The following is a 23,762-nucleotide window of genomic DNA, read 5'->3' on the forward strand; positions in this document are numbered from 1 at the left end:
CATGAACCAACAGGAAGGGTACGCTGACGACATCGTCAAGGGGTTTGTGATCTGGAGCATGGTATGGGGGCTGGTGGCCGTGCTGGTCGGCGTCTTCATCTCGTTCCAGATCGCCTTCCCGCAGCTCAACTTCCCCCCCTACCTCACCTACGGCCGGCTGCGCCCGATCCACACCAACGCCGGGATCTTCGGCTGGGGCATCGGCAGTTTCATGGCCTTCTTCATCTACATCACCCAGCGCCTTACGCGCACGAGCCTGTGGAGTCCGGGGCTGGCGAAGGTCCAGCTCTGGCTCTTCAACGTGGTGATCGCGCTGGCGGCGGTGACGCTGGCCATGGGGATGAACCGCTCCAAGGAATACGCCGAGCTGGAATGGCCGGTGGCAAGCCTCGTCGTGGTGCTCTGGGTGATCTTCGCAGTGAACATCGTGATGACCATCGTGAAAAGGCGCGAGGAGCAGATGTACATCTCGCTCTGGTACATCCTGGCCACCCTGGTCGGGGTCGCCGTACTCTACCTGGTGAACAACGCCGCGATTCCGGTCTCCCTCACCAAGTCCTACTCCGCCTACGCCGGCGCCAACGACGCCAACGTCCAGTGGTGGTACGGGCACAACGCGGTGGCCATGGTGCTCACCACGCCGCCTCTGGCCATCTTCTACTACTTCCTCCCCAAGGCGACCGGGGTCCCCATCTACAGCCACCGGATGGGGGTGGTCGCCTTCTGGAGCCTCATCTTCATGTATCTCTGGACCGGGGCGCACCACCTGCTCTGGACGCCGGTCCCCGACTGGGTGCAGACGCTCGCCATGGGCTTCTCGGTGATGCTGATCGCGCCCTCCTGGGCCGCCGTCTTCAACGGCTACTTCTCGATGAACGGACAGTGGCACCAGATGCGCGAGAACTACCTGGTCAAGTTCCTGATCTTCGGCATCACCTTCTACGGGATGCAGACGCTGCAGGGCCCCTCGCAGGCGGTGCGCACCTTCTCCGCCTTCATCCACTACACCGACTGGGTCCCCGGCCACGTGCACATGGGGACGCTGGGGTGGGTCTCGCTGGTGCTCTTCGCGGCCATCTACTACACCGTCCCCAGGCTCTACCACACCGAGGTCTATAGCGTCCCGCTGGCCAACGTGCACTTCTGGCTGGTCCTGACCGGGCAGCTCATCTTCTCCATCACCATGTGGATCGCCGGCGTGCAGCAGGCGGCCATGCTGAACGCGACCAACCCGGACGGAAGCCTGCACTACAGCTTCATCGAGACCATGGTGGAACTCTACCCCTATTGGCACATGCGGGCCCTGGGCGGGGTGATCTATCTCGCGGGGCTCCTCGTCTTCCTCTACAACATCTACCAGACCATCGCCGGCGGCAAGGCCCAGGCCGCGGCGCAAAGAGCCTAGGGAGGAGACGCCATGATAGAGAAGAAGCCCATCATATTCCTGCTCCTGGCCACGCTGACCATCCTGGTCGGCACCGTGATCACCATGGTCCTCCCCTTCCGCTGGATCAACGACCCGAAGCTCGCCATCGCCTCGGTGAAGCCCTACACCCCGCTGCAGCTCGAGGGGCGCGACATCTACATCCGCGAAGGGTGCAACAACTGCCACACCCAGACGGTGCGCCCGCTCCTCTCCGACACGGAGCGCTACGGTGAGTACTCGAAAAGCGGCGAGTTCGTCTACGACCAGCCGTTTCTCTGGGGCTCGCGCCGTAACGGCCCGGACCTCGCGAGGATCGGCGGCAAGTACCCGGACGCGTGGCACGTGAAGCACATGAAGGACCCGCGCTCCATGGTGCCCCGCTCCAACATGCCCTCCTACGACTTCTTGAACCGGCCGCTCGACACTAGCCTCTCCGAGAAGAAGATGAAGGCGCTCAAGTTCCCCTACACCCCGGCCGACATCCAGGCGCTGCAGGGAAAGAGCGAAATGGATGCCATCATCGCCTACATGCAGAAGGTGGGCAACGACATCCCCTGGAGAAAGACCGGCAAGGCGGAGGTCTTGGGCGAGCTGAAGAACCCGTTCCAGGGCAACATGAGCGTCCTCCCCGAAGGGCAGAAGCTCTACGCAGAGCACTGCGCGCAGTGCCACGGCATCGAGCTTAAGGGCGAGGTGGGGCCGGACCTGCGCGACCTGGACCAGCCCGACGCCAAGGTGTTCACCAGCGTCTACGGCGGCATCGCCGCCGGCGGCATGCCCTCCTTCGGCGACACCTTGGGCAAGGAGCGCACCTGGAAGGTGGTCACCTACCTGAAGTCCGTGCACAGGAAGTGACATGGACAGCGCAAGCATCTACTACCTGGGGGTGACCCTGCTCCTCTTCCTGGTCTTCGCCGCCATCGTGGCGCGCACCTACAGCCGTAAACAGAAGGCGAAGGGGGAGCAACCCAAATACCGGATGATGGACGACGACTACCCGAGCGACGAGAAAAAAGGAGGACGCGATGTCCGACGAAAATAAAGAGTACGACGGCATCAGGTACCGCGCCGAGAAGAACTCCCCGCTGGTGTTCAGGATCCTGTTCTTCGGCCTTGTGACCTGGGGAATCATCTTCATGGCCTATTACCTGTTCAGCGGCTGGAGCTCCTACGGCGAGTTCGCCGAGGTCAAGAAGGCCAAGGAGGCGCGCCTCGCCGTGCAGGGGGAGAAGGCGGCCGCCGGCCAGGCGGTTCCGGCACACGAGGAGATCAGGACCGCGGACCTCGCCGCGGAGGGTAAGAAGGAGTTCGCCGCCCGCTGCGCCTCCTGCCACGGCGCCGACGCCAAGGGGGGGATCGGCCCCGACCTTACCGCGAAAAAGTACAAATACGGCAGGACCGCCCCGGAGGTGACCACCAGCATCAGTGACGGGCGCCCGGGCGGCATGCCGGGCTTCAAGAACGAACTCTCCGGCGACAAGATGCAGGGGCTGGTCCAGTACGTCCTGTCGCTTTGAAGACAGTACCGTTGAAGAAGTGGCGCATCGCCCCCTGGCGCAAGGGGGTGCAGTGGCTCGCCACGCTGCTCATCCTGGTGATCCCGTTCGTCCGTCCCGGCGGCGAATCGCTGCTGCGGCTGGACGCGGGCACGAGGACGCTCCTTTTTTTCGGTGCAAAGCTGCGCATCGAGGAGTTCTACCTGCTCCTCATCGTGGTGCTGATCCTGGTCTTCGCCTTCTTGTTCGTCACCATGCTCTTTGGCAGGGTCTGGTGCGGCTGGCTCTGCCCCCAGACCACGCTTGGCGATCTTGCCGACTGGTTCGACGCCCGGACCCGGGTCCTGCCTGCGCCGGCGCGTGCCGCGCTGAGGCTGCTTTGGCATCTCGCCCTCTCGGCACTGGTGGCCGCGAACCTGGTCTGGTACTTCATCGCCCCGCCCGATTTCTTCGCGCGGATTGCCGCGGGGAAGCTGGGGGCGGTGGCGGGGATCTCCCTCACCGTGACGGCGCTCATCGTCTACCTCGACCTCGCCTTCGTGCGGCGCCGGTTCTGCAAGAGCGTCTGCCCCTACGGTCGGATCCAGCTGATGACCATGGAGCGCGGCACGCTCACCCTGGAGTTCGACCCGGAGCTCAAGGGGGTCTGCCTGCGCTGCGGCGCCTGCGTCAGGGCCTGTCCCACCGGGATCGACATCCGCCAGGGTCTGCAGATCGAGTGCATCAACTGCGGCCGCTGCCTGGACGCGTGCCGTGACGTGTTCGCCCCGCGCAAAAGCGGAGGACTGATCCATTACACCTTCGGGCCGCGGGGTCCCGACGGGTCGCGGCCGGTTAACAAAAAGGCGCTCCTTTTGGGGGGCGTGCTCCTGTTGCTGGTGGCCCTGCTGGTCTTCGAGGCGACCACGCGCCAGGAAGCGACTCTCAAGGTACAGCGCGCCGAAAGCGGCGAGGTGAAGCGGCTGCCGGACGGCTCGCTGGTGAACTTCTACTCCGTATTCCTGGAGAACCGCGGCGGCGCGCCCCGGACCTTTTCGTTGGAGGCGGCGCCCTTGCCGGGATACCGGGTGGAGCTCGTCGGCCCGGTGCGGGAGATAACGCTGGCGGCGAACGCCAACAGGAAGATCGGGTTCGCCTTGAAGCTCAATCCGGCGCCGGCGCCGGGAATGCAGGTAGAGCTGAGGCTCGTCTCCGGCGACAAGGTGGTGGCGGCAAGCCCGCTGCCGGTCGCCGTGCAGTAGCGCGGAAAGCGATGCAGATCACGGTACGGCGGCGCCCTCACCCCTGCCCCTCTCCCGGAGGGCGAGGCTGGTGGAGCACCTTGTTCCGCGCTGGAATACTCATCGCTTCTCCAGCGAGGGGTACCCCCCTGTGACAGACTGCGCTCAATTACGACGCCCCCCGTCCGTCCCCTCGCCCACCGGGAGAGGGTGGCCGGAGGCCGGGTGAGGGCTTTTCGATGAAGGAAGAAACCATGCAAAAAAGAGTCACCATATCGTCGTGCCGCTGGCAGTTGGCCATCCTGCTTTTACTGGCGGTATTTCTCCTCGGGATGGGCACCAGCATATTCATCTCGTTCGAACGCGGGAGCCGGGTCACCGACACCGACTACTACCAAAACGGCCTCAACTACGCCAAGACCAGGAGCGGCGCGTACAACCCCGGCCTGGACTGGGTCATGTCCGCCTCGCTTGCCGGCAGCGATCTGCAGGTCCGGGTGCACGACGAGAAGGGGGCCCCGGTCGCCGGCGGAAGCCTCTTGTTCCAGACCAGGCGCGGCAACGAGAAGGAGGTGCTGACGCTGGCGGAATCCGCGCCAGGTGTCTTCGTCGCCCGCTGGCCAGTCTCCGGGCAGGCCGAGCTGCGCGGCGAGCTCCTCTTCACCAAGGGAGAGGCGGTCGCCTCCCAGAAAGTGGTGTTCTTCAATTGAGAGGCGCGCTGGCACCCTGTTTCCATTGCGGCGGTGAGATACCGCCGGGCATGCTGGTCGAGGAGCGCACCCCTGACTCGGTGCTCTCCTTTTGCTGCCACGGCTGCCACGGCGCCTACCTCCTTATAAGCGGGTCGGGGCTCGCCGACTACTACCGCCGGCGCGACTGGCAGGAAACGGGGCTGATCCCCCGGGCCTTCAAGGGGGAGCACCGTGACGCCTACCTGTCCAGCTTCGTCTACGCCACCGCCGAGGGAAGCGTCATCGACATCATCATCGACGGTATCCGCTGCGCCTCCTGCGTCTGGCTGAACGAAAAGATCATCGGCGCGATCCCCGGCGTCACCGAGGCCCGGGTCAACTACGCAACCGGCCGGGCCAGGGTCCGCTTCGACCCGGACCGGATCACGCCCGCCGCCATATTCAACCGCATCGACCAGATCGGCTACGTCCCCCGCCCCTACACCGAGGACGCAGCGCGGGAGGCGGGGCAGCGGGTGCAGAAGGATCTCCTGGTCCGCTTCGGCACCGCCTTCTTCCTCAGCATGCAGCTCATGGCATACGCCTTCGCCCTCTACGCCGGCTACTTCCAGGGGATCGAGCCGCAGATGAAGGGGTACCTGCAGCTCTTCTCGCTCCTGGTCACGACGCCGGTGGTCTTCTACTGCGGCTGGCCCTTTCTCTCCGGCGCCTGGCGCGGCATCTGCAACGGCGCTCCCAACATGGAGCTCCTGATCGCCATCGGCGCCCTCTCCTCCTACGGCTACAGCGTCTACGCGACCTTTGCCGGGGGCGAGGTCTACTTCGAAACCGCCGCGATGATCGTCACCCTGATCCTCGCCGGGCGGCTCCTGGAAAATGGCGCCAAGCGGCGCGCCTCCAGCGGGATCGGGAGGCTTTTGGAGCTTTGCTCGGGGCAGGCGCAGCGCTTTGCCGGGGATAAGCTGGAGACCGTGGAGCCCTCGCAGCTCTCCCCGGGCGACCTGATCCTGGTTGCCCCGGGGGAGAGGTTCCCGGTGGACGGGACGGTAATGGAAGGGAGCAGCGATGTCGACGAATCGGCCGCGACCGGAGAGCCGCTGCCGCAGCTGAAAAAGGCAGGCGACCAGGTCATCGCCGGGAGCAGCAACCTGACCGGCGCCCTGCGCGTGGCCTGCCTCAGGAAGGCCGGGGAGAGCTTCATCGCCAGGGTGGCGCACCTCGTGGAGGAGGCCCAGAGCCGGCGCGCACCCATCCAGGCCATCGCCGACCGGGTCAGCGCCTACTTCGTCCCGGCCGTCCTCACCCTCTCCGTGGCGACCTTTTGCTGGCACTACAGCCAGGGAAGGTCGTTGGGGGCGAGCCTCATGGTGGCGCTCGCCGTGCTGGTGATCGCCTGTCCCTGCGCGCTTGGTCTCGCAACCCCGACCGCCATCCTGGCCGGGACCGGCGCCGCCGCGGCCCTCGGGGTCGTGTTCAAGGGAGGCGACGTGCTGGAGCGGTTGAGCCGCGTCAGCGTCGCGGTCTTCGACAAGACCGGCACCCTCACCCGGGGCGCTCCCATGCTGGTCGACATACAGGCTGCGCCGGGGATGACGCCGCGCCAGGTGCTGGCGCTGGCCGCCGCGGTGGAATGCGGCTCCCTGCACCCCATCGCCAAGGCGGTGCGCGACTACGCTGCCCGGCACGACATCGAGTATCCCGCCGGGACCGAACTGGTGACGCTTGCCGGCGCCGGGGTCACGGGCCGAGTGGCGAGCGAGACGGCGGCCCTGGGAAGCGTTCCGTTTTTGGAGCGCCTGGGGGTCTCGGGTATCCCGACCGAGCTGGCATCGCCGGAGGGGGGGATGCTGGTGGGAGTCGCCCACAAGGGGCGCTACTGCGGCACCCTCACCTTCAAGGACCGCATGCGGGACGACGCCCCCGGCGTGGTCTCCTACTTCCGGCGCAAGGGAATCGACACCCTGCTTTTAAGCGGCGACCGCCAGGAGTGCACCGACAAGGTCGCCAAAAGCGCCGGGGTGGCCAAGGGGGTGGGCTCGCTCTCCCCTGCGGACAAAACCAGGGAGATAGAAAAGCTCCAGCGAGAAGGCGCGACGGTCTTGATGGTGGGGGACGGCATCAACGACGCCCCGGCACTCTCAGCCGCCGACGTCGGCTGCGCGGTCGCCGGTGGGACCGACATCGCCCTGGAGACCTCGGACCTGGTCCTCGCCAAGCCGGACCTTGAGCGCCTTTCGCTCGCGCACAGGATAGCGCGGCGCACCATGGCGGTGGTCCGGCAGAACCTTGTCTGGGCCTTTCTTTACAACCTGATCGGCATCCCGCTCGCCATGACCGGGCGCCTCACCCCGATCTACGCGGCGGCCGCCATGGCGCTCAGCTCCGTCTGCGTGGTCGGCAACTCGCTGAGGCTTATGAGGACTCCGGATGAATAACTCGCTTTTCGCACTTATTGGACTATCCTTCTTCCTTGGCTGCGGCTGCTGGCTCTTCTTCCTGTGGGGGGTGCAAAAGGGTGAATTCAACGACCTGGAGCGCCCAAAGCACAGGATGCTCGATGACGACGAGGCCCCGCTCCCTGCCCGTAGCGAGGGTTCCCCTCCCCTGCCCGTCCCTCCTTCCGAGCATGAACTCACCCTGTCCCACCGCCCTCCGGAGCCCCCGGAAGCGGAAGCGCAGGCGGGGGCGGTGCCGCACCGATAACACCTACAGGAGACCGCCTATGCTACAGATCTGGTTGGCGTTCGTGGCCGGTTTGGCCGGCAGCTTCCACTGCATCGGGATGTGCGGCGGCATCGTGGCCGCTATCTCCCTTAAGGACAAGGACGGGGCGCTGGGGTCAAGGCTCAAGTCCCAGCTCTTCTATAACACCGGCCGCATAGTGACCTACACGCTTTTGGGGGCGCTGGCCGGTCTGATCGGCTCGTCGCTCAACCTCATGGCCATGAAGACGGTCTTCCGCTGGTTCATGGTGGGGGCGAACCTCATGGTGATCATGGTGGGGCTCTCCTCCGCGCTGGGGCTGAGCGTTCTCAACCTCTCCACCCTGGAAGGGAGCGGCGCGCGCTTCCTTACGGTCCCGGTGAGGCGTGCCCTCGCCGCCCCCTCACCGCTCGCCTCCCTGCCCTTGGGCCTGGTGCTGGGCCTGCTCCCCTGTGGCCTGGTCTACGCGCCCCTTCTCGTCGCCGCCGGGACCGGGAGCCCCATCACCGGTGCGGCCACCATGGCCGCCATGGGACTGGGAACGGTTCCGGTGATGCTCGGCTTCGGAACCGCCTCGAGCGCCGTCTCCGGCGCCCTCAGAAACGCCATGCTGCGCGCCGCCGGCATCGCCATCGCCTTGATGGGAGTGGCTGGCCTGTGGCGCGTCATCGGCAAGATGGCGGCGCACCATTGATCGCCCCCCACCTCTAAAAGCGGTAGTGCAAAGAACGCTAAGTATCCGCGAAGAACACGAAGAATTGCCGGGGTAAACCTTTTTTGGCGTACTTTGCGTAACCGCTTTATAAAGGGTTAGAATATGCGGGGAGGCCGTATCATGAATAAACAGGGAAGCCCGCCGGTGCAGATACACAGGCTGGAGCCGAAGCTGAAAAAGGGACTGACCGTGGTCATCACCGGTCACGGCAAGGGGAAGACCACCTCGGCGCTGGGGATGGCGCTGCGCGCCTGCGGACACGGCATGAGGGTCTGCATCATCCAGTTCATGAAGGGGGACCTGTACGCGGGGGAGTGGGACGGGGTGAAGCTTCTGGGCGATCAGGTTGAACTGCACAAGACCGGCAAGGGGTTCTGCGGCATCCAGGGTAACCCCTACCCCAAGAGCGAGCACCGCGCCAACGCCCAGGACGCCGTGGCGCTCGCCCTGGAGAAGATGGCGTCGGGGAAATGGGACATGGTGATCCTGGACGAGATCAACAATGCACTGCAGCTGCAACTGATCGACCTGGAGCAGGTGCTGGAGATACTGGCGCAAAAGCCGCCGCTCATGCACCTGGTTTTGACCGGCCGGGACGCGCACCCCCTGGTGATCGACCTCGCCGACACGGTGAGCGAGGTGGTGGAGGTGAAGCACGCGTACCGCAAGGAGATCGAGCCGCAGCCCGGGGTGGATTACTGATCCTCCCAGACGCTGACCCGGTTCCTCCCCCCCGCCTTGGATCGGTACAGGGCCCCGTCCGCCGAGCAGATGTACCACTCCACGTTGTGGTCGCGCGTCGCCAGCCCCCCCCCCACGCCGAGGCTCATGGTGACCACGCCGAACTCGGACTGGGCGTGCGGCAGGGCCTGCCCCATGAGCTCCAGCCGCAGCCGCTCGGCCAGGTGCCCCGCCAGCTCGGCACTGGTGTCGGGCAGGATGACGGCAAACTCCTCGCCGCCGTAGCGCGCCACCACCTCGCCGGCGCGCTTGAAACTCTTCCTCAACAGCTCCCCCACCAGTTGCAGACAGCTGTCCCCGGCCAGGTGCCCGTACAGGTCGTTGAACTGCTTGAAGCGGTCGATGTCGCACATGATCAGTGAGAGGTTGCGCCCGTTGCGCGTGGCGCGCTGGACCTCCGAGCGCAGCGCCTCGTCGAAATGGCGCCGGTTGGCCACCCCGGTCAGCCCGTCCTCGCGCGCCAGCACCTCGAGCTCCAGATTCTTGCGCGCCAGTTCCGCGCTCAGCTGCTCCAAGAGGTCGCCCCTGCGCTTTAGTTCCAGGTGGTTGCGCACCCGCGCCAGCACGATGGGAGGCCGGATCGGCTTGGTGAGGTAGTCGATGGCCCCAAGCTCCAGCCCCCTGGTCTCGTCCTCGTCGTTTCCCATCGCCGTCACAAAGACCACCGGCATGCGAGCCGTCGCGGGGTCCCGCTTCAGTAGACGGCAGACCTCGTAGCCGTCCATGTCGGGCATCATGACGTCCAGAAGCACCAGATCCGGCGTATGCTCCCGCACCATCCGCATGCCGTCGGCGCCGCTCTTGGCGAAGAGGACGTCGAACTCCCCCTTGAGGATCTTGTACAGGATCTCGATGTTGGCCGCGGTGTCGTCCACGATCAGGATCTTGCCCCTTGCTGCTTGTTCCGGCTCCTCGCTCATGTCCTTAGCTCCAGGTGTTCAATCATTTCCTGCAAAACCGCACGGGCGTCGGCGAAATCAAGCGCCTGCAGCGTCGCGTCCAGCCGCTCCGGCAATTCCCCCGCCAGCAGGGGGCGCATCTCCTCCCACACCGCCAGGGCGTTCATGTTCTGGCTCGCCAGCAGTCGGGCGAGGGTGCGGGCCAAGGCCGCCACCTGCTCGGGGTCCTCGCACTCGATCCTCGCCGTAAAAGGACCCGCCTCCCTTTCGGCGATCCCCCACTCCTCTTCCAGCTGCCGGATGGAGCCCATCACCTCCTCCAGCTTCTCGGCGAACCTCTCCAGGGTTTCGTGCACCTGGCTGGCGTCGTTTCCCTGCAGGGCCATCTCCAGGGAGGCGGCGGCGCTCCCCAGCCAGATCGCCCCCAGGCTCCCCGCGCTTCCCTTGACCGTGTGGATCGCCCGCCGGGCCTCTTTGATGTCGCCGGCTCCCGCTGCCGCGGCGATCCGCTGCACGAGCCCTTCGTTGTCCCGGCGGAAGCTGACCAGGAGCTTCTTCAAAAGCTTGCCGTCCTGGATCCTGGACTTGGCCCGCTGCAGGTCCAGTCCCGGCACCTGGTCGGGGAGGTCCTGCCCGCTTTCCCCCGCCTGCCCGGCCGGGGGCTCCGGTTGCCCCGGCAGCGCCCCCACCCAGCGGTTCAGAGTCGCGAACAGCCCGGGGACGTTGATCGGCTTGTCCACCTGGTCGTTCATGCCCGCTTCGCGGCAGAGCAGACGCTCCCCAGGCAGCGCACTGGCGGTCATGGCGATGATGGGGAGCCGCTCCAGCGCGGGATCGAGCCGCATGCGCCGGGTCGCCTCCAGGCCGTCCATGACCGGCATGTGCACGTCCATGAGCACGGCGTGGTAAGCCGCCCCAGGGGCGTGCACCATGGATAGGGCCTCGGCGCCGTTACGCGCCACCTCGACCTTGACCCCGCCCCGCTCCAGGATGAACCGGGCCACCTCCTGGTTGATGGGGTTGTCCTCCACCAGCAGGACGCGCATCCCCGCCCCCACCTGGATGGGCTCTCCCGCCGGGGGCTCGGGGAGCGGGGCCTGTCCGCTCCCGGTCACGCCGAAACGGGCCATGAAGCTGAAGGTGCTGCCGCGTCCAGGCTCGCTCTCCACCCACATCTGCCCCTCCATGAGCTGAACCAGCTCACGGCAGATGGCGAGGCCGAGCCCGGTCCCGCCGTAGCGGCGGGTGGTGGAGTTGTCCGCCTGGGTGAAGGGGGTGAAGAGCCCCTCCTGCTGCTTGGCCTCCATCCCGATGCCGGTATCGGAGACGGAGAAGCGCAGCGTCACGCAGTCCCGCTCCAGGGCCAAAAGCACCACCCCCACCTCGACCTTCCCCTTCTCGGTGAACTTGATGGCGTTGCCGGTGAGGTTCAAAAGCACCTGCCCCAGCCTGAGCGGGTCCCCCACCAGGAGCTCCGGGATGCCGTCGCCTGCGGCCACCGAGAACTCGATCTCCTTGTCCCGCAGGATGGCTCCCACCACGTTCTGCAGGTCGGAGAGCACCTGATCCAGCCGGAACGGGATCCGCTCGAGCTCCATCTTCCCCGCCTCTATCTTGGAGAAATCGAGGATGTCGTTGATGACCCGGAGCAGTACCCCCGAGGCACTCTGCGCCTTGTCCAGGTAATCCATCTGCTGCTCGGTGAGTTCGGTATGCCGCAAAAGGTAGAGCATCCCGAGCGCGGCGTTCATCGGGGTGCGGATCTCGTGGCTCATGTTGGCCAGGAACTCGCTTTTCGCCCGCGTCGCCGCCTCCGCAGCCTCGGTCGCTCTAAGCAGCTCCTCCTCGGCCCGCTTGCGCTCGGTGATGTCGAAGAAGGTGACCACCCCTCCCACCAATTCCCCGTCCCTCGTCTGCGGGTAGGACCAGAACTCCACGGCGAAACTGGTGCCGTCGGCACGCCAGAAGACCTGGTCGTCGCTGTGCAGCCCCTGCTCCCCGCGCAGCACCCGGCTCAGGGCACAGGACTGCTCCGGATTGGGAGAGCCGTCGGAAGTGGTGTGATGGATGAGCAGGTGCATGTTCCTTCCCAGCAGTTCCTCGGCCCCGGCATAGCCGAGCAGCCTGGCGCAGGCGCGGTTGGCGAAGGTGCAGTTCCCCAGGAGGTCCATCCCGAAGATCGCCTCGGCCGTCGATTCCAGCAGGAGCCTGATCCGCTCGTCGCTCCTGACCAGCGCCTCCTCGGCCCGCTTTCTCTCGGTGATGTCCTCCTTCACCGCCACGAAGTTCCTGATCTCCCCCGTGTCGCCGGTGACCGAGGATATGGAGGCGCTCTCCCAGTAGAGATCCCCGTTTTTGCGCCGGTTGCGCATCTCGCCGCGCCACTGGCGACCGGAGAGAACCGTCTGCCACATCTGGGCATAGAACTCGGGGGGATGCCACCCCGATTTCACGATCCTGGGGTTTTGCCCCAGCGCCTCCTCGGCGCTGTAACCGGTCACCTTGGTGAAATGGGGGTTGACGTACTCGATCTGCCCGTTGCGATTGGTCACCATCACCGTGACCGGCGCCTGATCGATCGCCAGGCGGAGCTCGCGCGCCGATTCCTTTTGCCGGCGCAGCTCAAGGATCATCCGGTTGAAGGCGCGCGCCAGCGTCCCGATTTCGTCCCCGGTCCGGATGGCCACCGGCTCCAGCTCCTGCTCCTGGTCGCTGATCCCCTCCACGTGGCGGATGAATGTCAAAAGCGGCGCCGTCAGCCGCCGCATGAAAAGCAGGCAGACCAGCACGCTCCCGGCCAGGGCCGCCATCAGCCCGGCCGCCAACAGCAGTTTGGCCTCCCGCACCGGCGCGTAGGCCTCGGTGAGCGGGAAGGTCGAGGCGAGGATCCACCCCGTGCTGTTCAGGCGCTTGAAGGCGGCCACCGCCGGCAATCCGCGCGAGGTCACCGTCTCGCCGGCACCCTCGTACCCCGCCAGTGCCCGGTCCAGCAGGGGATTCGCCCCCGGAGGGAGGTCGCGCTTCATGATGCGCTGCTGCTCCGGGTGGGCGATGATGATGCGCTGGGTGTTGAACAGGTAGAGGTAGCCGTTTTTCCCGATCCTGGCGTGGGCGAGCTTGCCCAGGTAATTGTCCTTGTACAGGTCGATCATCCCCCCGATCATCCCCAGGATGTCCCCCTTGCCGTCCAGCACCGGGACCACGAAGGCGACCGTGGGGTGACCGTGCGCCTGGGTCGAGACGAAGGGCTCGGAGATGACGGGCCTTTTGCTGCGGGCGACATCGCGGTAGTAGTCGCGGAAGGAGTAATCCCTGCCGATCAGCTGCTTTTCCAGGGGATTCACCGCGAGGAGTCTGCCCCGGGCGTCGAAGATGAAGATGTCGCTGTCAAAGAGCGCCAGGATGTCGGGCCGCTGTTCCAGGAAGCGCTGGGCCAAAAGCGGACTGGTCAAGAGCCGGTGCGGGATGGTCCTGGCGAGGGCCTCGAGCTGGAGCTGGGTCTGACGCATCTTGCTGTCGATCTCTCCGGCCATGGAGTTGACCATGGAGAACTGCTGCTCCGACACGGTCTCCTGGTACTGCTTTTCCAGGAACCATGAGGCGGACAGGGTCATGCAGGAGAGCACCAGCACCACCAGCAGGGACACCATCAGGCTCATCTTGGTTGTCAGGCTCAGTTTCTTCATCCCGGCGAGCACTCCTCGCCACCACGCGTACGAAAACGGCCGGGGCAAAGGCTCGGCACGGTGGTCGCTCCAGTCCTCTTCGGCGCACGGGGGGGAATCTTTAATTAGCGGCATCAGGATATACGAAGCCGCGATGTCGGGATCCCCCTCCGCGTTATGGGAGGTTGCCTGCCCTTGGGGGACTGCTATACTGGCACATTGTCGTTTTTTAACAACAGGAGATCCTCCTTGTCAGAGCAGCGATCAAACGACGGCTATCACCGCCTGATGCGGCGGGTGAACCGGTTTCCGCAGGGGGCGCCCGAGTCGGAGCTCCTGCTCAGGATCTTTTCCATCCTGTGCAGCGAGCGGGAGGCGGTGCTCATGAGCCTGTTGCCGCTGCGCCCCTTCTCCGCGACCAAGGCCGCCCGGATCTGGAACCTTCCCACCAGGGACGCCCGGGCCCTGCTGGAAAAGCTCGCCTCCCGCTCGCTGCTGCTGGACATCGAGCGCGACGGCAGGCGTATCTACTTCCTTCCTCCCCCCATGGCCGGCTTCTTCGAGTTCTCCCTGATGCGGCTGCGCCCCGACCTGGACCAGAAGGAGCTGGCGCGGCTCTATTTTCAGTACATCAACGTCGAGGACGCCTTCATCCGCGACCTCTTTGCCGGGGGCGAGACCTCGCTCGGGCGGGTGCTGGTGAACGAGGAAGCGATTCCGGACGAGCAGGCCTGCCAGGTGCTCGACTACGAGCGCGCCAGCGAGGTGATCAAGAGCGCGAGCGACATCGCGGTGGGGCTTTGCTACTGCCGGCACAAGATGGCGCAACTGGACCGGGCCTGCGCCGCGCCGCTGGACATCTGCATGACGCTGAACCTCGCGGCGCAGTCGCTGTTAAGGCGGGGGGTGGCGCGCCGCGTGGAGAGCGCCGAGGGGCTGGACCTGCTGCAAAAGGCACGCGACCTGAACCTCGTGCAGTGCGCGGACAACGTGCAAAAGCGGGTCAACTTCGTCTGCAACTGCTGCCGCTGCTGCTGCGAGGGGCTCATCGCGGCCCGCAGGCTGGCCATCCCCAACGCCATGTACAGCACCAACTTCGTGCAGACGACGCAGGCCGACCGCTGCAGCGGCTGCGGCAGGTGCGCGGCCGTCTGCCCGGTCGGCGCGGTGACCATCAATCCCGAAGGGGTCCGGTCCCAGACCGACACCGACTTCTGCCTTGGGTGCGGGGTATGCGTGCGCAACTGCCCCACCGGCGCCCTCCGGCTCGAGCCTCGCGCCAAGCGCATCTTCACGCCGGTGAACACCGCGCACCGGCTGGTGCTCATGGCGATCGAGCGCGGCAAGCTGCAAAACCTCATCTTCGACAACCAGGCCTATCTGAGCCACCGCGCCATGGCGGCGATCCTCGGGGCGATCCTCAAACTGCCGCCGGTGCAGCGGCTCATGGCCGCCGAGCAGCTCAAGTCGCGCTACCTTGAGCGGCTTTTGGCCAAAGTGGAGGTGGACCGGTTCTCCGGGTACGACTAGCCGCAGACACCTCGGTTGACTGTTGCCAAAACGCAGCAGTTACTGTACGGTGTTCCTGTACAGCCGACAAGGACAGGGGGAGAAGATGCTGAAGACCACCTACACCAATGCCCGGGCCAACCTCGCCGGGCTTTGCGATGAAGTGACCAAAAACCGCGAGATCGTCATCATCGATCGCCGCAGCGGTGAGAGTGTGGCCATGATAGCCGCGGACGAATTGGCCAGCCTGGTAGAGACGGCGCACCTGATGCGCTCGCCCAAGAACGCCCAGAGGCTCCTGACCGCGCTGGAGCGCGCCCTCAAGCGGGAGGGTGAACCGGAAACGGTTTCAGGACTCCGTCAGGAGTTGGGACTTGGCGGCTAAGGCCCGGGCGGCGGTGTTTCATCCGGAGTTTCGCGAAGACCTGCGCCACTGGGTGGAGGTGGACCGCAAGACGGCGTTACGGGCCCTGTCGCTGGTGGAGGCGGTGATGCGGGACCCTTTCCGTGGAATCGGAAAACCCGAACCGCTCAAGTATCTCTCCCCCGCCGCCTGGTCCCGCCGCCTCACCCAGGAACACCGGCTGGTGTACCTGGTGAGCGACGACCGCGTCGACTTCCTCCAGGCACGCTACCACTACTGATCCCCTCCTACCACACCCCCAGCAGTTTGAGCCCCTCACGGAACAACAGCAGAGCAAAGAAGGTCAGCAGCGCGCCGAGCAGGCGCATGATCCAGAGGTAAACCCTGCTCCCCATGAAGGCCCGCGACCTCCCCACGGCGAGGGCGAGGACGATCTTGGCGCCGACCAGGCAGAGGTAGAAGCTCCCGATGAAGGCGACAAAGGCGGCGGGTCCGACCTTGAGCGACCTGGACAAAAGCGGCGCGCCCACGGTGATCCAGAAAAGGTAAGGGTGCGGGCTGAGCAAGTTGGTCACCACCCCCTTGCGCAGCGACTTGGGAGGGTCCTTGGGGAGGTCCAGTTGGACCGGCTTGGCCCGCAGCGATTGGTAGCCGGTGTAGAGCACAAAGAGGCCGCCTGCCAGCGAGACGCAGCCCAGGATGCCGTGGTAGCCGGAGACTTTCATCAGTAACAGCAGTGTGGCGGCGACGATGGGGAAGTCGGTGATGATGGGGGAGAGCGCCACCCGCACCCCGGACCTGGTGCCGTGGCTGAGCGTTTCGGAGATCACCAGCATCAAAAGCGGCCCCGGCGAGAACCCCGCCGAGCAACCGAGAACAAGACCTGCAGTGAGGAAATCTATCATCTAAAACTTCATCCTTTCCTTCATTCCTTCTCCTTGGGCAGTTGCGGCTGCTCGGCCGCGGTCTCCATCCCCTGGGCCACCTCTTTGACGATGCCCATGCGGGCGTAGATGGGGCGGATCATCTGCCTGATCCGGGGGAGGTTTTTGGCGAATACCAGGGCTCCGGCCAGGCAGCAGGCCGCCCCTATGACCAGGGTCACGCGCGGGCCGACGACCTTGGTCATGGCACCGGCTCCCAGGCTGCCGAAGGGAGCCATCCCCATGAAGGCCACGGTGAAGAAGCTCATCACCCTACCCCGCTTGTCCTCCTCCAGGATGGTCTGCAGGATGGTGTTGCAGGAGGCGACCAGCGTCATGGCGCCGAAACCGGCCACGACCAGCGCGGAGAGGGAGAGCGCCATGCTGCTTGAGACGGCGAAGACGGCGACCCCGATGGAGAAAAGGCAGGTCGAGAGCACGATCAGCTTGCCAAGGCCGAGGACGCTGCTGCGGGAGGCGAGGTAGATGGTGCCGACTAGGGCGCCGCATCCCGCGGCGGTCATCAAAAAGCCGAAGGTGTGGGCGCCGCCGTGCAGGATGTCCTTGGCGAAAACCGGGACCAGCACGGTGTACGGCATTCCGGTAAGGCTCATCAGGGCGACCAGCAGCAGGATGCTCCGAATGGGGCCGAAACCGAAGGCGTAGATGAAGCCTTCCTTGAGCTCGTGATAGATGTGGCGCCGGGGCTTGTCGTTGCCTCCCCGCGGCTCGATGCGCATGGCGGCCAGGGCCAGGAGCACGGCAAGGTAGCTCACGCTGTTCAAGAGGAAGCAGATCCCCTCCCCGACCGAGGCGACCAGCAGGCCGGCGATGGTCGGACCGATCAGGCGGGCGGCGTTCACCATGGAGGAGTTGAGGGCGATGGCGTTGCCGAGATCCTCGCGCTCGGTCACCATTTCGACCACGAAAGACTGGCGGACCGGGATGTCGAAGGCGTTCACGACGCCGAGAACGAGGCTCAGCAGCACGATGTGCCAGACCTGGACCACCCCCAGCAGCACCGCCGCCGCCAGGAGCGCCGCCTGGACCATGGCCAGCGCCTGGGTCAGCATCAGCAGGCGGCGCCGGTTGCAGCGGTCCGCGAAGACACCCGCCACCGGGGCGAACAGGAAGGTCGGAACCTGGCTGGTGAACCCGACCACCCCCAGCAGCATGGCGGAGTCGGTCAGTCGGTACACGAGCCAGCTCATGGCAACCTGCTGCATCCAGGTGCCGACCAGGGAGACGCTCTGCCCGGCCACGAAGAGGCGGTAGTTCCGTGAGCGTAGCGCCCGCAGCAGCACCTTGACGCGGGATATGCCGGCGAGGGGGCTCATGGGACCTTAAAGGGGCGTGCCTTCCTGGGAGGGGGCCTCTCCCGGCACGTCCCGGGTGGGAGTGTCCTCCTCGGTCCCGTCGTCCTCCAGGGTGCAGACGATGGCGGCGACCGTTTCACCGAAGCTGCCGGGGACGACGTCGCTCCACTGGTCGTCGTTGCCGTAGGAGCTCACCGGATTCCCCTTGGCGTCGTAGTAGTGGACCGAGGAGACGTTCATGGTCGCCTCGTTGCAGTTGATGTTCCACTTTTCCTTGCTGTAATAGCTTCCCTTCAGCGGCCCCGCGAGCGCCTTGCGCCCTTCATCCGTGTAGAGAAAGGCGACCCACGCCGAGCGGATGTTGCTGTCGGCGTCGACGATCTGCGCGGAACCCTTGACGCCGTAGACGCACATGCTGTCGCTGCAGTCCAGCTTCAAAAGCGAGGCATCCGCGTCCCACTTCTCCTGCAGCGTTTGCGAGCTCGGCGCATCCTTGGCCGTCTTTGTCTTCTCACCGGCGAACGAGGTCGAGGCGACGAGAACCAGCGCCAGGATCAATAAAGTTTTCATACTGCCCCCTGTTCTTTATTCCGACCTGCTCCTTTTACCACGTCCTGCCTTCCCTGCAATATCTCACCACACTCTCGACATGGATCGCCGTTGTATTGAGAAAGGTCGTGTCGAAGTCGCCGTCCTTTAGTATCAGCGGCAGTTCAGTGCAGCCAAGGATGACCGCCTCCACCTTTTCCTGCAGTACCAGGCGCTCGATGATGTCGATCAACCCCTTCCTCGTGTCGTCCTTTATGATCCCCAGCTCGATCTCCGTCATCAGCTTCTCGTGGATGTAGTGCTGTTCACTGGCACAGGGGACCACCACAGAGATCCCCGCTGCCGCGAAGGGAGGCGCAAAGAAGTTCTCCTCCATGGTGAACCTGGTCCCCAAAAGCCCGACCTTCTTCACCCCCAGCCCCTTCGCCTTCTCGCAGGTGGCCGCGACGATGCTGATGAGCGGGATGGGCGACTTCGCCTGGACCTCGTCGAACACGACGTGCGGCGTGTTGGCCGTGATGATGGCGAAATCGGCGCCGGCCTTGTGCAGCGCCCTCACCTTCTGCAGCAGCAGGTAAACGAGATGGTTCCATTCGCGCCGGGCGGCGAGGTCCATCACCTCCTGCAGGCTAACGCTGTAGATCACCATCTCCGGTGCGGCGAGGCTCCCCGGCACCCGGAAGGCTTCGATGATGCGCTGGTAGTAGTCGATGGTGGACTCCGGTCCGAGCCCGCCGATCATGCCGATGGTCTTCATCACTTCCTCCTGAGCTCAAGGCTGCACGGTCGCTTCCACCATGCCGGCGCTGCAGATCCTGCGCGCCAGGTCCGTCATCCTGCGCTGCGATTTATTGGTACGCACGGCCATGGCCAGCGCCTTGGCTTCGCCGATCACCACCACCAGCTTCTTGCCCCGGGTCACCGCGGTGTAGATCAGGTTGCGCTCCAGCATGGTGTAGTGCTGCATGGACAGGGGGATCACGACGGCGGTGTATTCGGACCCCTGGCTCTTGTGGATGCTGGTGGCGTAGGCGAGGCTCACCTCGTCCAGTTCGCCGAACTGATATTCCACCAGCCGCTCGTCGAAATCCACGCTGAGCGTCCCCTCCTCCTGGCGCACCTCCACGATCCGGCCGATGTCGCCGTTGAAGACTTCCTTCTCGTAGTTGTTCACGGTCTGGATCACCTTGTCGCCGGGCGCGAAGCCGGTGCCGAAGCGGGTCACCCTGGGTTCAGCCTTGCCGTTTAGCACACCCTGCAGTTCCGCGTTCAAGGATCCGGTGCCGAGTCCGCCGCGGTTCATGGGGGTGAGCACCTGGATGTCGCGCACCGGGTCGAAGCCGAAACGCTTCGGGATACGCTCGGTGATCACCTGGAGCAGCTTGCCGTGGATGTCCTCGGCGGACGCGGCGGGGATGAAGTAGAAATCGGCCAGCTCCTTCCCCTCGTCCTGCAGGGGGAGCTCGCCGCGGTTGATGCGGTGCGCGTTGACGATGATCTTGGAGCCCGCGGCCTGGCGGAAGATCTCGGTCAGGCGCACGGTGGCGACGGCGCCCGAATCGATGATGTCGGCAAGGACGCAGCCGGGGCCGACGGAGGGGAGCTGGTCCACGTCCCCCACGATGATCACGCCGGCGTGGTCCGGGACGGCGGGGAGGAGCTTGTTCATCAGCACCACGTCGACCATGGAGGCCTCGTCCATCACCAGGAGGTCGGTGGCAAGCGGGTTTTCCCGGTCGCGCTTGAAGCCGAAGCTCTGCGGGTCGAACTCCAGCAGGCGGTGGATGGTCTTGGCCTCGATACCGGTCGATTCGGTGAGCCGCTTGGCCGCCCTTCCGGTCGGGGCGCACAGGGTCACCCGTAGCTCCCTGGAGCGGATGATGGCAAGGATGCTGTTCACCAGCGTGGTCTTGCCGACTCCCGGGCCGCCGGTGACGACGACCACCTTGCTCTTCAAGGCAAGCCGGATGGCGTCGCGCTGCGATTGGGACAGGGTGATGCCGTTGTGGCTCTCAACCCAGGGGATGGCCTCTTCCGCGACTATGCCGCCCCAGGGTGGGGCTCCGTTGCAAAGGCGCGAGAGGCTCCCGGCGACACCGACCTCGGCACGGTGCAGCGGCGCCAGGAACAGGCAGGGGCGGCCGGCGATCGGCTCGGCGACCAGGTTCTGCTCCGCGATCTCCGCGTCGATGGCGGCTTCGATAACGGCAACGGGGATGTCGAGCAGGGAGGCGGCGCTCTGCGCCAGGTCGGACCGGGCGGCCGCGCAGTGGCCGCTTGCCGAGAGCTCCTGCAGCACGTGCCTGACGCCGGCCTGCGCACGGATCATCGAGTCGCGCGCGACGCCGAGGTTGGCGGCCAGGGCGTCGGCGGTCTTGAACCCGATCCCGTGGATGTCGAGGGCAAGCCGGTACGGGTTCTCGGTGACCTTGAAGATCGCCTCGTTGCCGTAGCTCTTGTAGATGCGCACGGCGCGTGCGGTCCCAAGGCCGTTGGACTGCAGGAAAACCATGATCTCCCGGATCGCCTTCTGCTCCACCCAGGCGCTCGCCACCGCCTCCATCCGTTTGCGGCCGATGCCGGGGAGTTCCAGCAGCCGCTCGGGGCGGTTCTCGATGACATCGAAGACCTCCTCGCGAAAGGCCTGCACCAGCACCTTGGCGAAGTGGTGGCCGATGCCGTGCACCATCCCGGATCCCAGGTACTTCTCGATCCCCTCCAGCGTGGTGGGGGGCACCACCTTCAGGTGCTCCGCCTTGAACTGCATGCCGTGGGTGCGGTCGTTGTGCCAGGAACCGGTGCACTCGAGGAACTCGCCCGGGGTGATCGACGCGGCGCTCCCGGTCACCGTCACCAGTTCCCGGTGCCCTGAAACCTTCACCCGCAGCACGCAGAAGCCCGTCTCCTCGCTGTGGAAGGTAACCCTCTCCAGGGAGCCGGAAATTCTTTCGACCGCATGTTCGGCAGGTGATCTTTCTTTCATCGGGGCTCCAGCTGCAGTGCTTCGGAGATTGGGAACCGTGATGGCCGGCCAGGGCGATACGCAGGGGCCGGGGCGTGAAGGCCGGGGTTAACGGGACTGGAGCCCGGAGGAGAAGGGAACCTCGAAGACGCGGCCGCCGCGGGACAGCCGCACCTTGGTTTCCTTGATCTCGACCACGCGGGCGCCCCCCACCTCCGCCCCCTCGCCGACCAGGATCCCGTTCAGGACCGCGCGCCTCAGGCGCCGCTCGTCCTGGTAGGCGATCCCGGAGATGGTGATGTCCTGGGCACCGCCGGTAGCGGCGGCAGGTTCCTGGGGTGCCATCTGCGGCGCGTCGGACGGCAAGGACCGGGGGACGGCTGCGGCACGGGAGGCTTTCCGGGCCTGCCCGGTGGGTGGCGCAACCGACTGGGGAATTGCGACCGGAGATTGACCGGCAACGGCCGTCGCGGCCGGAGGCGCCGGTGCCGGCGGCACGGCCGGGGGTGCGACTGTTACCGGTGCGACTGCGGGCGCTGCGGGCGGTGCGACCGGTGCTGGGGTTGCGGGCACTTGGGGTGCGGGAGCTGCTGCGAGACCCGGTTCCCTTGCCGGTTCCGGGGCGTGCCCCTTCAGCAGAAAACCTGCACCGATGCCGGCCAAAAGCAGCGCGGTACCGGCGACCACGGCCACCGGGTAGCGGCGCGGCTCTTTGGGCTGGGCCGCCAGGCGGTAGCGCAGCACCTCGGGACGCAGGTCTTGGGCGGACCCGCGCCTGCTCCGTCGTTCCTGCTCCATCTTTCTCAAAGCGTCGAGTATCAGGCTCATGTCAGATCCGTCCCGTCGTCTGCTTGCCGTTGGCGCCAACCCGCATAAGCCCCGGGGGGAAGAAGCCGCCAGCCTTGCGGTACAGGAGCATGAGGGTCTGAGCCCCCACCTTGCCGTCCGCCGTCAGCTGTTCGCGGCGCTGAAATTCGGCGAGCGCCGCCTTGGTAGCCTCGTTCAGGTTCCCGTCCAGCGGACCGGCATAACAGTCGACCTGCTTCAAAAGCCCCTGGAGAGCCTTGGTCCCGGCAGCCTTGTCAGCGGCCTTGGTACGCGAGGCGATGCCATGGAAATCCTTCCAAAGAACGGTGGTCCCGCCGGTCCAGAGCTGCGCCAGTTCGGCGTGGCTGAGCTTCGAGCGCCCCGCCACCTGCGGGACGACCTCCAGTCCGCCCCTATCCGCTCCCACCAGGGCCACCAACCGCTCGCCTCCACCCGGCAACGCGATGTGGAGCAGCGCCGGCGCGTCAAGCCGCGTCAGGAGTTCAAAGCTCGCGGAAAACTTCGAGGCGACGAGCCCGCGCTGCCGGACCAGCGTGCGCAGGTTGGCAGGTTGACCCGGGACCGGATCGACCCGCTGCACCTGCCAGGCGTCCAGTACGGCGTTGACGGCTGCGTACAGGTTTTCCTGCTCGGGCTGCGCCGCTATCGCCTGCCGCGCAGCCTCGGCCGACAAGGGAGGCATCTTATCGGCTTCCTGCGTCTCCCTGGCCTCCTTCTTCTCCGTGACCGCCTTCTTCTCCTCCGGGAGCAGGTGGAAGGAGACCGCGGAGAAACCGGCGATGATGACGACACAGAGAACCAGCGCCGCCGACAGCGCCCTCACCTGCAGCGCCCGTCGCCGGCGCGGCGACTCCTTGCGCAGGTCGGCAATGGCGAGCGACGCCATCGCAGGGGTGACCTCCTTGCAGTCGCGAGTGTAGGCGAGCAGCAGCGCGCGGTCGCACACGCCGTTGATCAGGCGCGGCAGACCGCCGGAAAACTTGAAGATGCGCTTGAACGCGCCGGGGGAAAAGACGAGCGGCTCCCTGCCGTCGGCGGCGAACCTGATCCGGTGCCGGATGTAGGCGCAGGTATCGTCGAAGCACATCGGCTTCAAGTGGTAGCGCACCGTGATGCGCTGGTCGAGCTGCCGCAGCTCGTCCCGGGCGAGGAGCGCGTTCAGCTCCGGCTGCCCGACGAGCACGATCTGGATCAGCTTGTCGCTCTCGGTCTCCAGGTTCGAGATGAGCCGGACGTGTTCCAGCACCTCGACCGAGAGGTTCTGTGCCTCGTCGATCACCAGCACCACGGTGTGCCCCGCGCGGTTTTCCTCGAGCAGGTACGCGTTCAGGGCGGCATGCAGGTCGCGGATCTCGTTGCCTTCGGTAGGAAGGGCGAACTCCGCGTTCACCTCCTTCATGAACCCCAGGGGGGAGAGGATCGGGTTGAAGATCAGCGCGGTGCGGTGGGTTTCCGGGTCGAGTTGGTTCAGAAGGGTACGGACGAGGGTAGTCTTGCCGGTGCCGACCTCGCCGGAGAGCTCGATGAAACCGGCGCGGTTCTCAATGGCGAAAAGCAGGTGCGCGAAAGCCTCCTGGTGCGGAGAGCTCAGGAACAGGAAGGACGGGTTTGGAGTAAGTGCGAAAGGTGCTTCTTTGAAGCCGAAAGATTCCCAGTACATGTTTCCCCGATTGGCCCGGTCCGGGCGGGAGAAGGTTGGGTGAAGTGGAGGTTATAGCTATAGTTTTTTGCGGCGGGAGTGTCAAGCGAATCCT

The 23,762-nt window shown here is 65.7% G+C and carries 22 protein-coding genes; 13 read left to right on the forward strand and 9 right to left on the reverse strand.

What is annotated here, in order from left to right; translation table 11 throughout:
- Position 1 precedes the first annotated feature (1 nt).
- The 10 genes from KOM00_RS13650 to cobO all read left to right on the forward strand — a co-directional run bounded on the left by KOM00_RS13650 (position 2) and on the right by cobO (position 8,954).
- Positions 2-1,405 carry a cbb3-type cytochrome c oxidase subunit I gene (locus KOM00_RS13650; RefSeq protein ID WP_216499487.1) on the forward strand — a complete coding sequence of 468 codons (1,404 nt, stop codon included), beginning with the start codon at positions 2-4 and terminating at the stop codon, positions 1,403-1,405.
- A 12-nt stretch (positions 1,406-1,417) separates the two neighbouring features.
- Complete coding sequence (locus KOM00_RS13655; protein ID WP_216499488.1) at positions 1,418-2,281, forward strand: cbb3-type cytochrome c oxidase subunit II; 864 nt, start codon at positions 1,418-1,420, stop codon at positions 2,279-2,281.
- A gap of 1 nt (position 2,282) precedes the next feature.
- A complete protein-coding gene (locus tag KOM00_RS13660; RefSeq protein WP_216499489.1) occupies positions 2,283-2,468 on the forward strand; it encodes a cbb3-type cytochrome c oxidase subunit 3 in 186 nt (61 codons plus the stop codon).
- Complete coding sequence (locus tag KOM00_RS13665) at positions 2,452-2,943, forward strand: c-type cytochrome (protein WP_216499490.1); 492 nt, start codon at positions 2,452-2,454, stop codon at positions 2,941-2,943. Before KOM00_RS13660 ends, KOM00_RS13665 begins: the two co-directional genes overlap by 17 nt.
- 11 nt (positions 2,944-2,954) lie before the next feature.
- A complete protein-coding gene (locus KOM00_RS13670) occupies positions 2,955-4,163 on the forward strand; it encodes a 4Fe-4S dicluster domain-containing protein (protein ID WP_236026949.1) in 1,209 nt (402 codons plus the stop codon).
- Between the two features lie 233 nt (positions 4,164-4,396).
- Entirely contained in the window at positions 4,397-4,852 is a 456-nt protein-coding gene (locus KOM00_RS13675; protein ID WP_216499492.1) for a FixH family protein, read from the forward strand.
- On the forward strand, positions 4,849-7,269 hold the full coding sequence (locus KOM00_RS13680) for a heavy metal translocating P-type ATPase (RefSeq protein WP_236026950.1): 2,421 nt from the start codon (positions 4,849-4,851) through the stop codon (positions 7,267-7,269). The genes KOM00_RS13675 and KOM00_RS13680 overlap by 4 nt, the downstream gene beginning before the upstream one ends.
- Positions 7,262-7,537: a cbb3-type cytochrome oxidase assembly protein CcoS gene (ccoS, locus tag KOM00_RS13685; RefSeq protein WP_216499493.1), complete on the forward strand. Its 276-nt coding sequence runs from the start codon at positions 7,262-7,264 to the stop codon at positions 7,535-7,537. The genes KOM00_RS13680 and ccoS overlap by 8 nt, the downstream gene beginning before the upstream one ends.
- A 19-nt stretch (positions 7,538-7,556) precedes the next feature.
- Positions 7,557-8,231 (forward strand): sulfite exporter TauE/SafE family protein, encoded by a 675-nt coding sequence (locus tag KOM00_RS13690; RefSeq protein WP_216499494.1) that lies wholly within the window; start codon positions 7,557-7,559, stop codon positions 8,229-8,231.
- Positions 8,232-8,372: 141 nt separating this feature from the next.
- Positions 8,373-8,954 carry a cob(I)yrinic acid a,c-diamide adenosyltransferase gene (gene cobO / locus KOM00_RS13695; protein ID WP_216499495.1) on the forward strand — a complete coding sequence of 194 codons (582 nt, stop codon included), beginning with the start codon at positions 8,373-8,375 and terminating at the stop codon, positions 8,952-8,954.
- Here the strand turns inward: cobO and KOM00_RS13700 are convergent.
- Together KOM00_RS13700 and KOM00_RS13705 are read right to left on the reverse strand one after the other, a co-directional pair.
- Positions 8,948-9,913: a diguanylate cyclase gene (locus KOM00_RS13700; RefSeq protein WP_216499496.1), complete on the reverse strand. Its 966-nt coding sequence runs from the start codon at positions 9,911-9,913 to the stop codon at positions 8,948-8,950. The two genes, cobO and KOM00_RS13700, sit on opposite strands and share 7 nt — an antisense overlap.
- Positions 9,910-13,578: a PAS domain S-box protein gene (locus tag KOM00_RS13705; protein ID WP_216499497.1), complete on the reverse strand. Its 3,669-nt coding sequence runs from the start codon at positions 13,576-13,578 to the stop codon at positions 9,910-9,912. Before KOM00_RS13705 ends, KOM00_RS13700 begins: the two co-directional genes overlap by 4 nt.
- A 228-nt stretch (positions 13,579-13,806) precedes the next feature.
- Here KOM00_RS13705 and KOM00_RS13710 point away from each other — a divergent pair, with 228 nt between their 5' ends.
- The 3 genes from KOM00_RS13710 (at position 13,807) to KOM00_RS13720 (ending at position 15,710) form a co-directional block, all read left to right on the forward strand.
- Positions 13,807-15,087 (forward strand): 4Fe-4S dicluster domain-containing protein, encoded by a 1,281-nt coding sequence (locus KOM00_RS13710; RefSeq protein WP_236026951.1) that lies wholly within the window; start codon positions 13,807-13,809, stop codon positions 15,085-15,087.
- A gap of 85 nt (positions 15,088-15,172) precedes the next feature.
- Positions 15,173-15,451: a type II toxin-antitoxin system Phd/YefM family antitoxin gene (locus KOM00_RS13715; protein ID WP_216499499.1), complete on the forward strand. Its 279-nt coding sequence runs from the start codon at positions 15,173-15,175 to the stop codon at positions 15,449-15,451.
- Positions 15,441-15,710 carry a Txe/YoeB family addiction module toxin gene (locus tag KOM00_RS13720; RefSeq protein WP_216499500.1) on the forward strand — a complete coding sequence of 90 codons (270 nt, stop codon included), beginning with the start codon at positions 15,441-15,443 and terminating at the stop codon, positions 15,708-15,710. Before KOM00_RS13715 ends, KOM00_RS13720 begins: the two co-directional genes overlap by 11 nt.
- Positions 15,711-15,717: 7 nt before the next feature.
- Here KOM00_RS13720 and KOM00_RS13725 read toward each other — a convergent pair whose 3' ends face one another.
- From KOM00_RS13725 to KOM00_RS13755, 7 genes are all read right to left on the reverse strand, one after another.
- A complete protein-coding gene (locus tag KOM00_RS13725; RefSeq protein ID WP_216499501.1) occupies positions 15,718-16,335 on the reverse strand; it encodes a LysE family translocator in 618 nt (205 codons plus the stop codon).
- A 20-nt stretch (positions 16,336-16,355) separates the two neighbouring features.
- The gene (locus tag KOM00_RS13730; protein WP_216499502.1) at positions 16,356-17,690 is read right to left on the reverse strand and encodes an MFS transporter; all 1,335 of its coding nucleotides are present in this window, start codon (positions 17,688-17,690) and stop codon (positions 16,356-16,358) included.
- A gap of 6 nt (positions 17,691-17,696) precedes the next feature.
- Positions 17,697-18,239, reverse strand: a complete 543-nt coding sequence (locus KOM00_RS13735) for a surface-adhesin E family protein (protein ID WP_216499503.1) — start codon at positions 18,237-18,239, stop codon at positions 17,697-17,699.
- 34 nt (positions 18,240-18,273) lie between these two features.
- Positions 18,274-18,975: an aspartate/glutamate racemase family protein gene (locus tag KOM00_RS13740; protein ID WP_216499504.1), complete on the reverse strand. Its 702-nt coding sequence runs from the start codon at positions 18,973-18,975 to the stop codon at positions 18,274-18,276.
- Between the two features lie 15 nt (positions 18,976-18,990).
- Positions 18,991-21,201, reverse strand: coding sequence for an SF1B family DNA helicase RecD2 (gene recD2, locus KOM00_RS13745; protein WP_216499505.1), 2,211 nt, complete (start codon positions 21,199-21,201; stop codon positions 18,991-18,993).
- A gap of 87 nt (positions 21,202-21,288) precedes the next feature.
- Positions 21,289-22,008 carry a general secretion pathway protein GspB gene (locus KOM00_RS13750; RefSeq protein ID WP_216499506.1) on the reverse strand — a complete coding sequence of 240 codons (720 nt, stop codon included), beginning with the start codon at positions 22,006-22,008 and terminating at the stop codon, positions 21,289-21,291.
- 1 nt (position 22,009) lies between these two features.
- Positions 22,010-23,668: an AAA family ATPase gene (locus KOM00_RS13755; RefSeq protein ID WP_216499507.1), complete on the reverse strand. Its 1,659-nt coding sequence runs from the start codon at positions 23,666-23,668 to the stop codon at positions 22,010-22,012.
- Between the last annotated feature and the right edge of the window lie 94 nt (positions 23,669-23,762).

This window comes from Geomonas diazotrophica, assembly GCF_018919385.1.
Taxonomy (GTDB): Bacteria; Desulfobacterota; Desulfuromonadia; order Geobacterales; family Geobacteraceae; genus Geomonas; species Geomonas diazotrophica.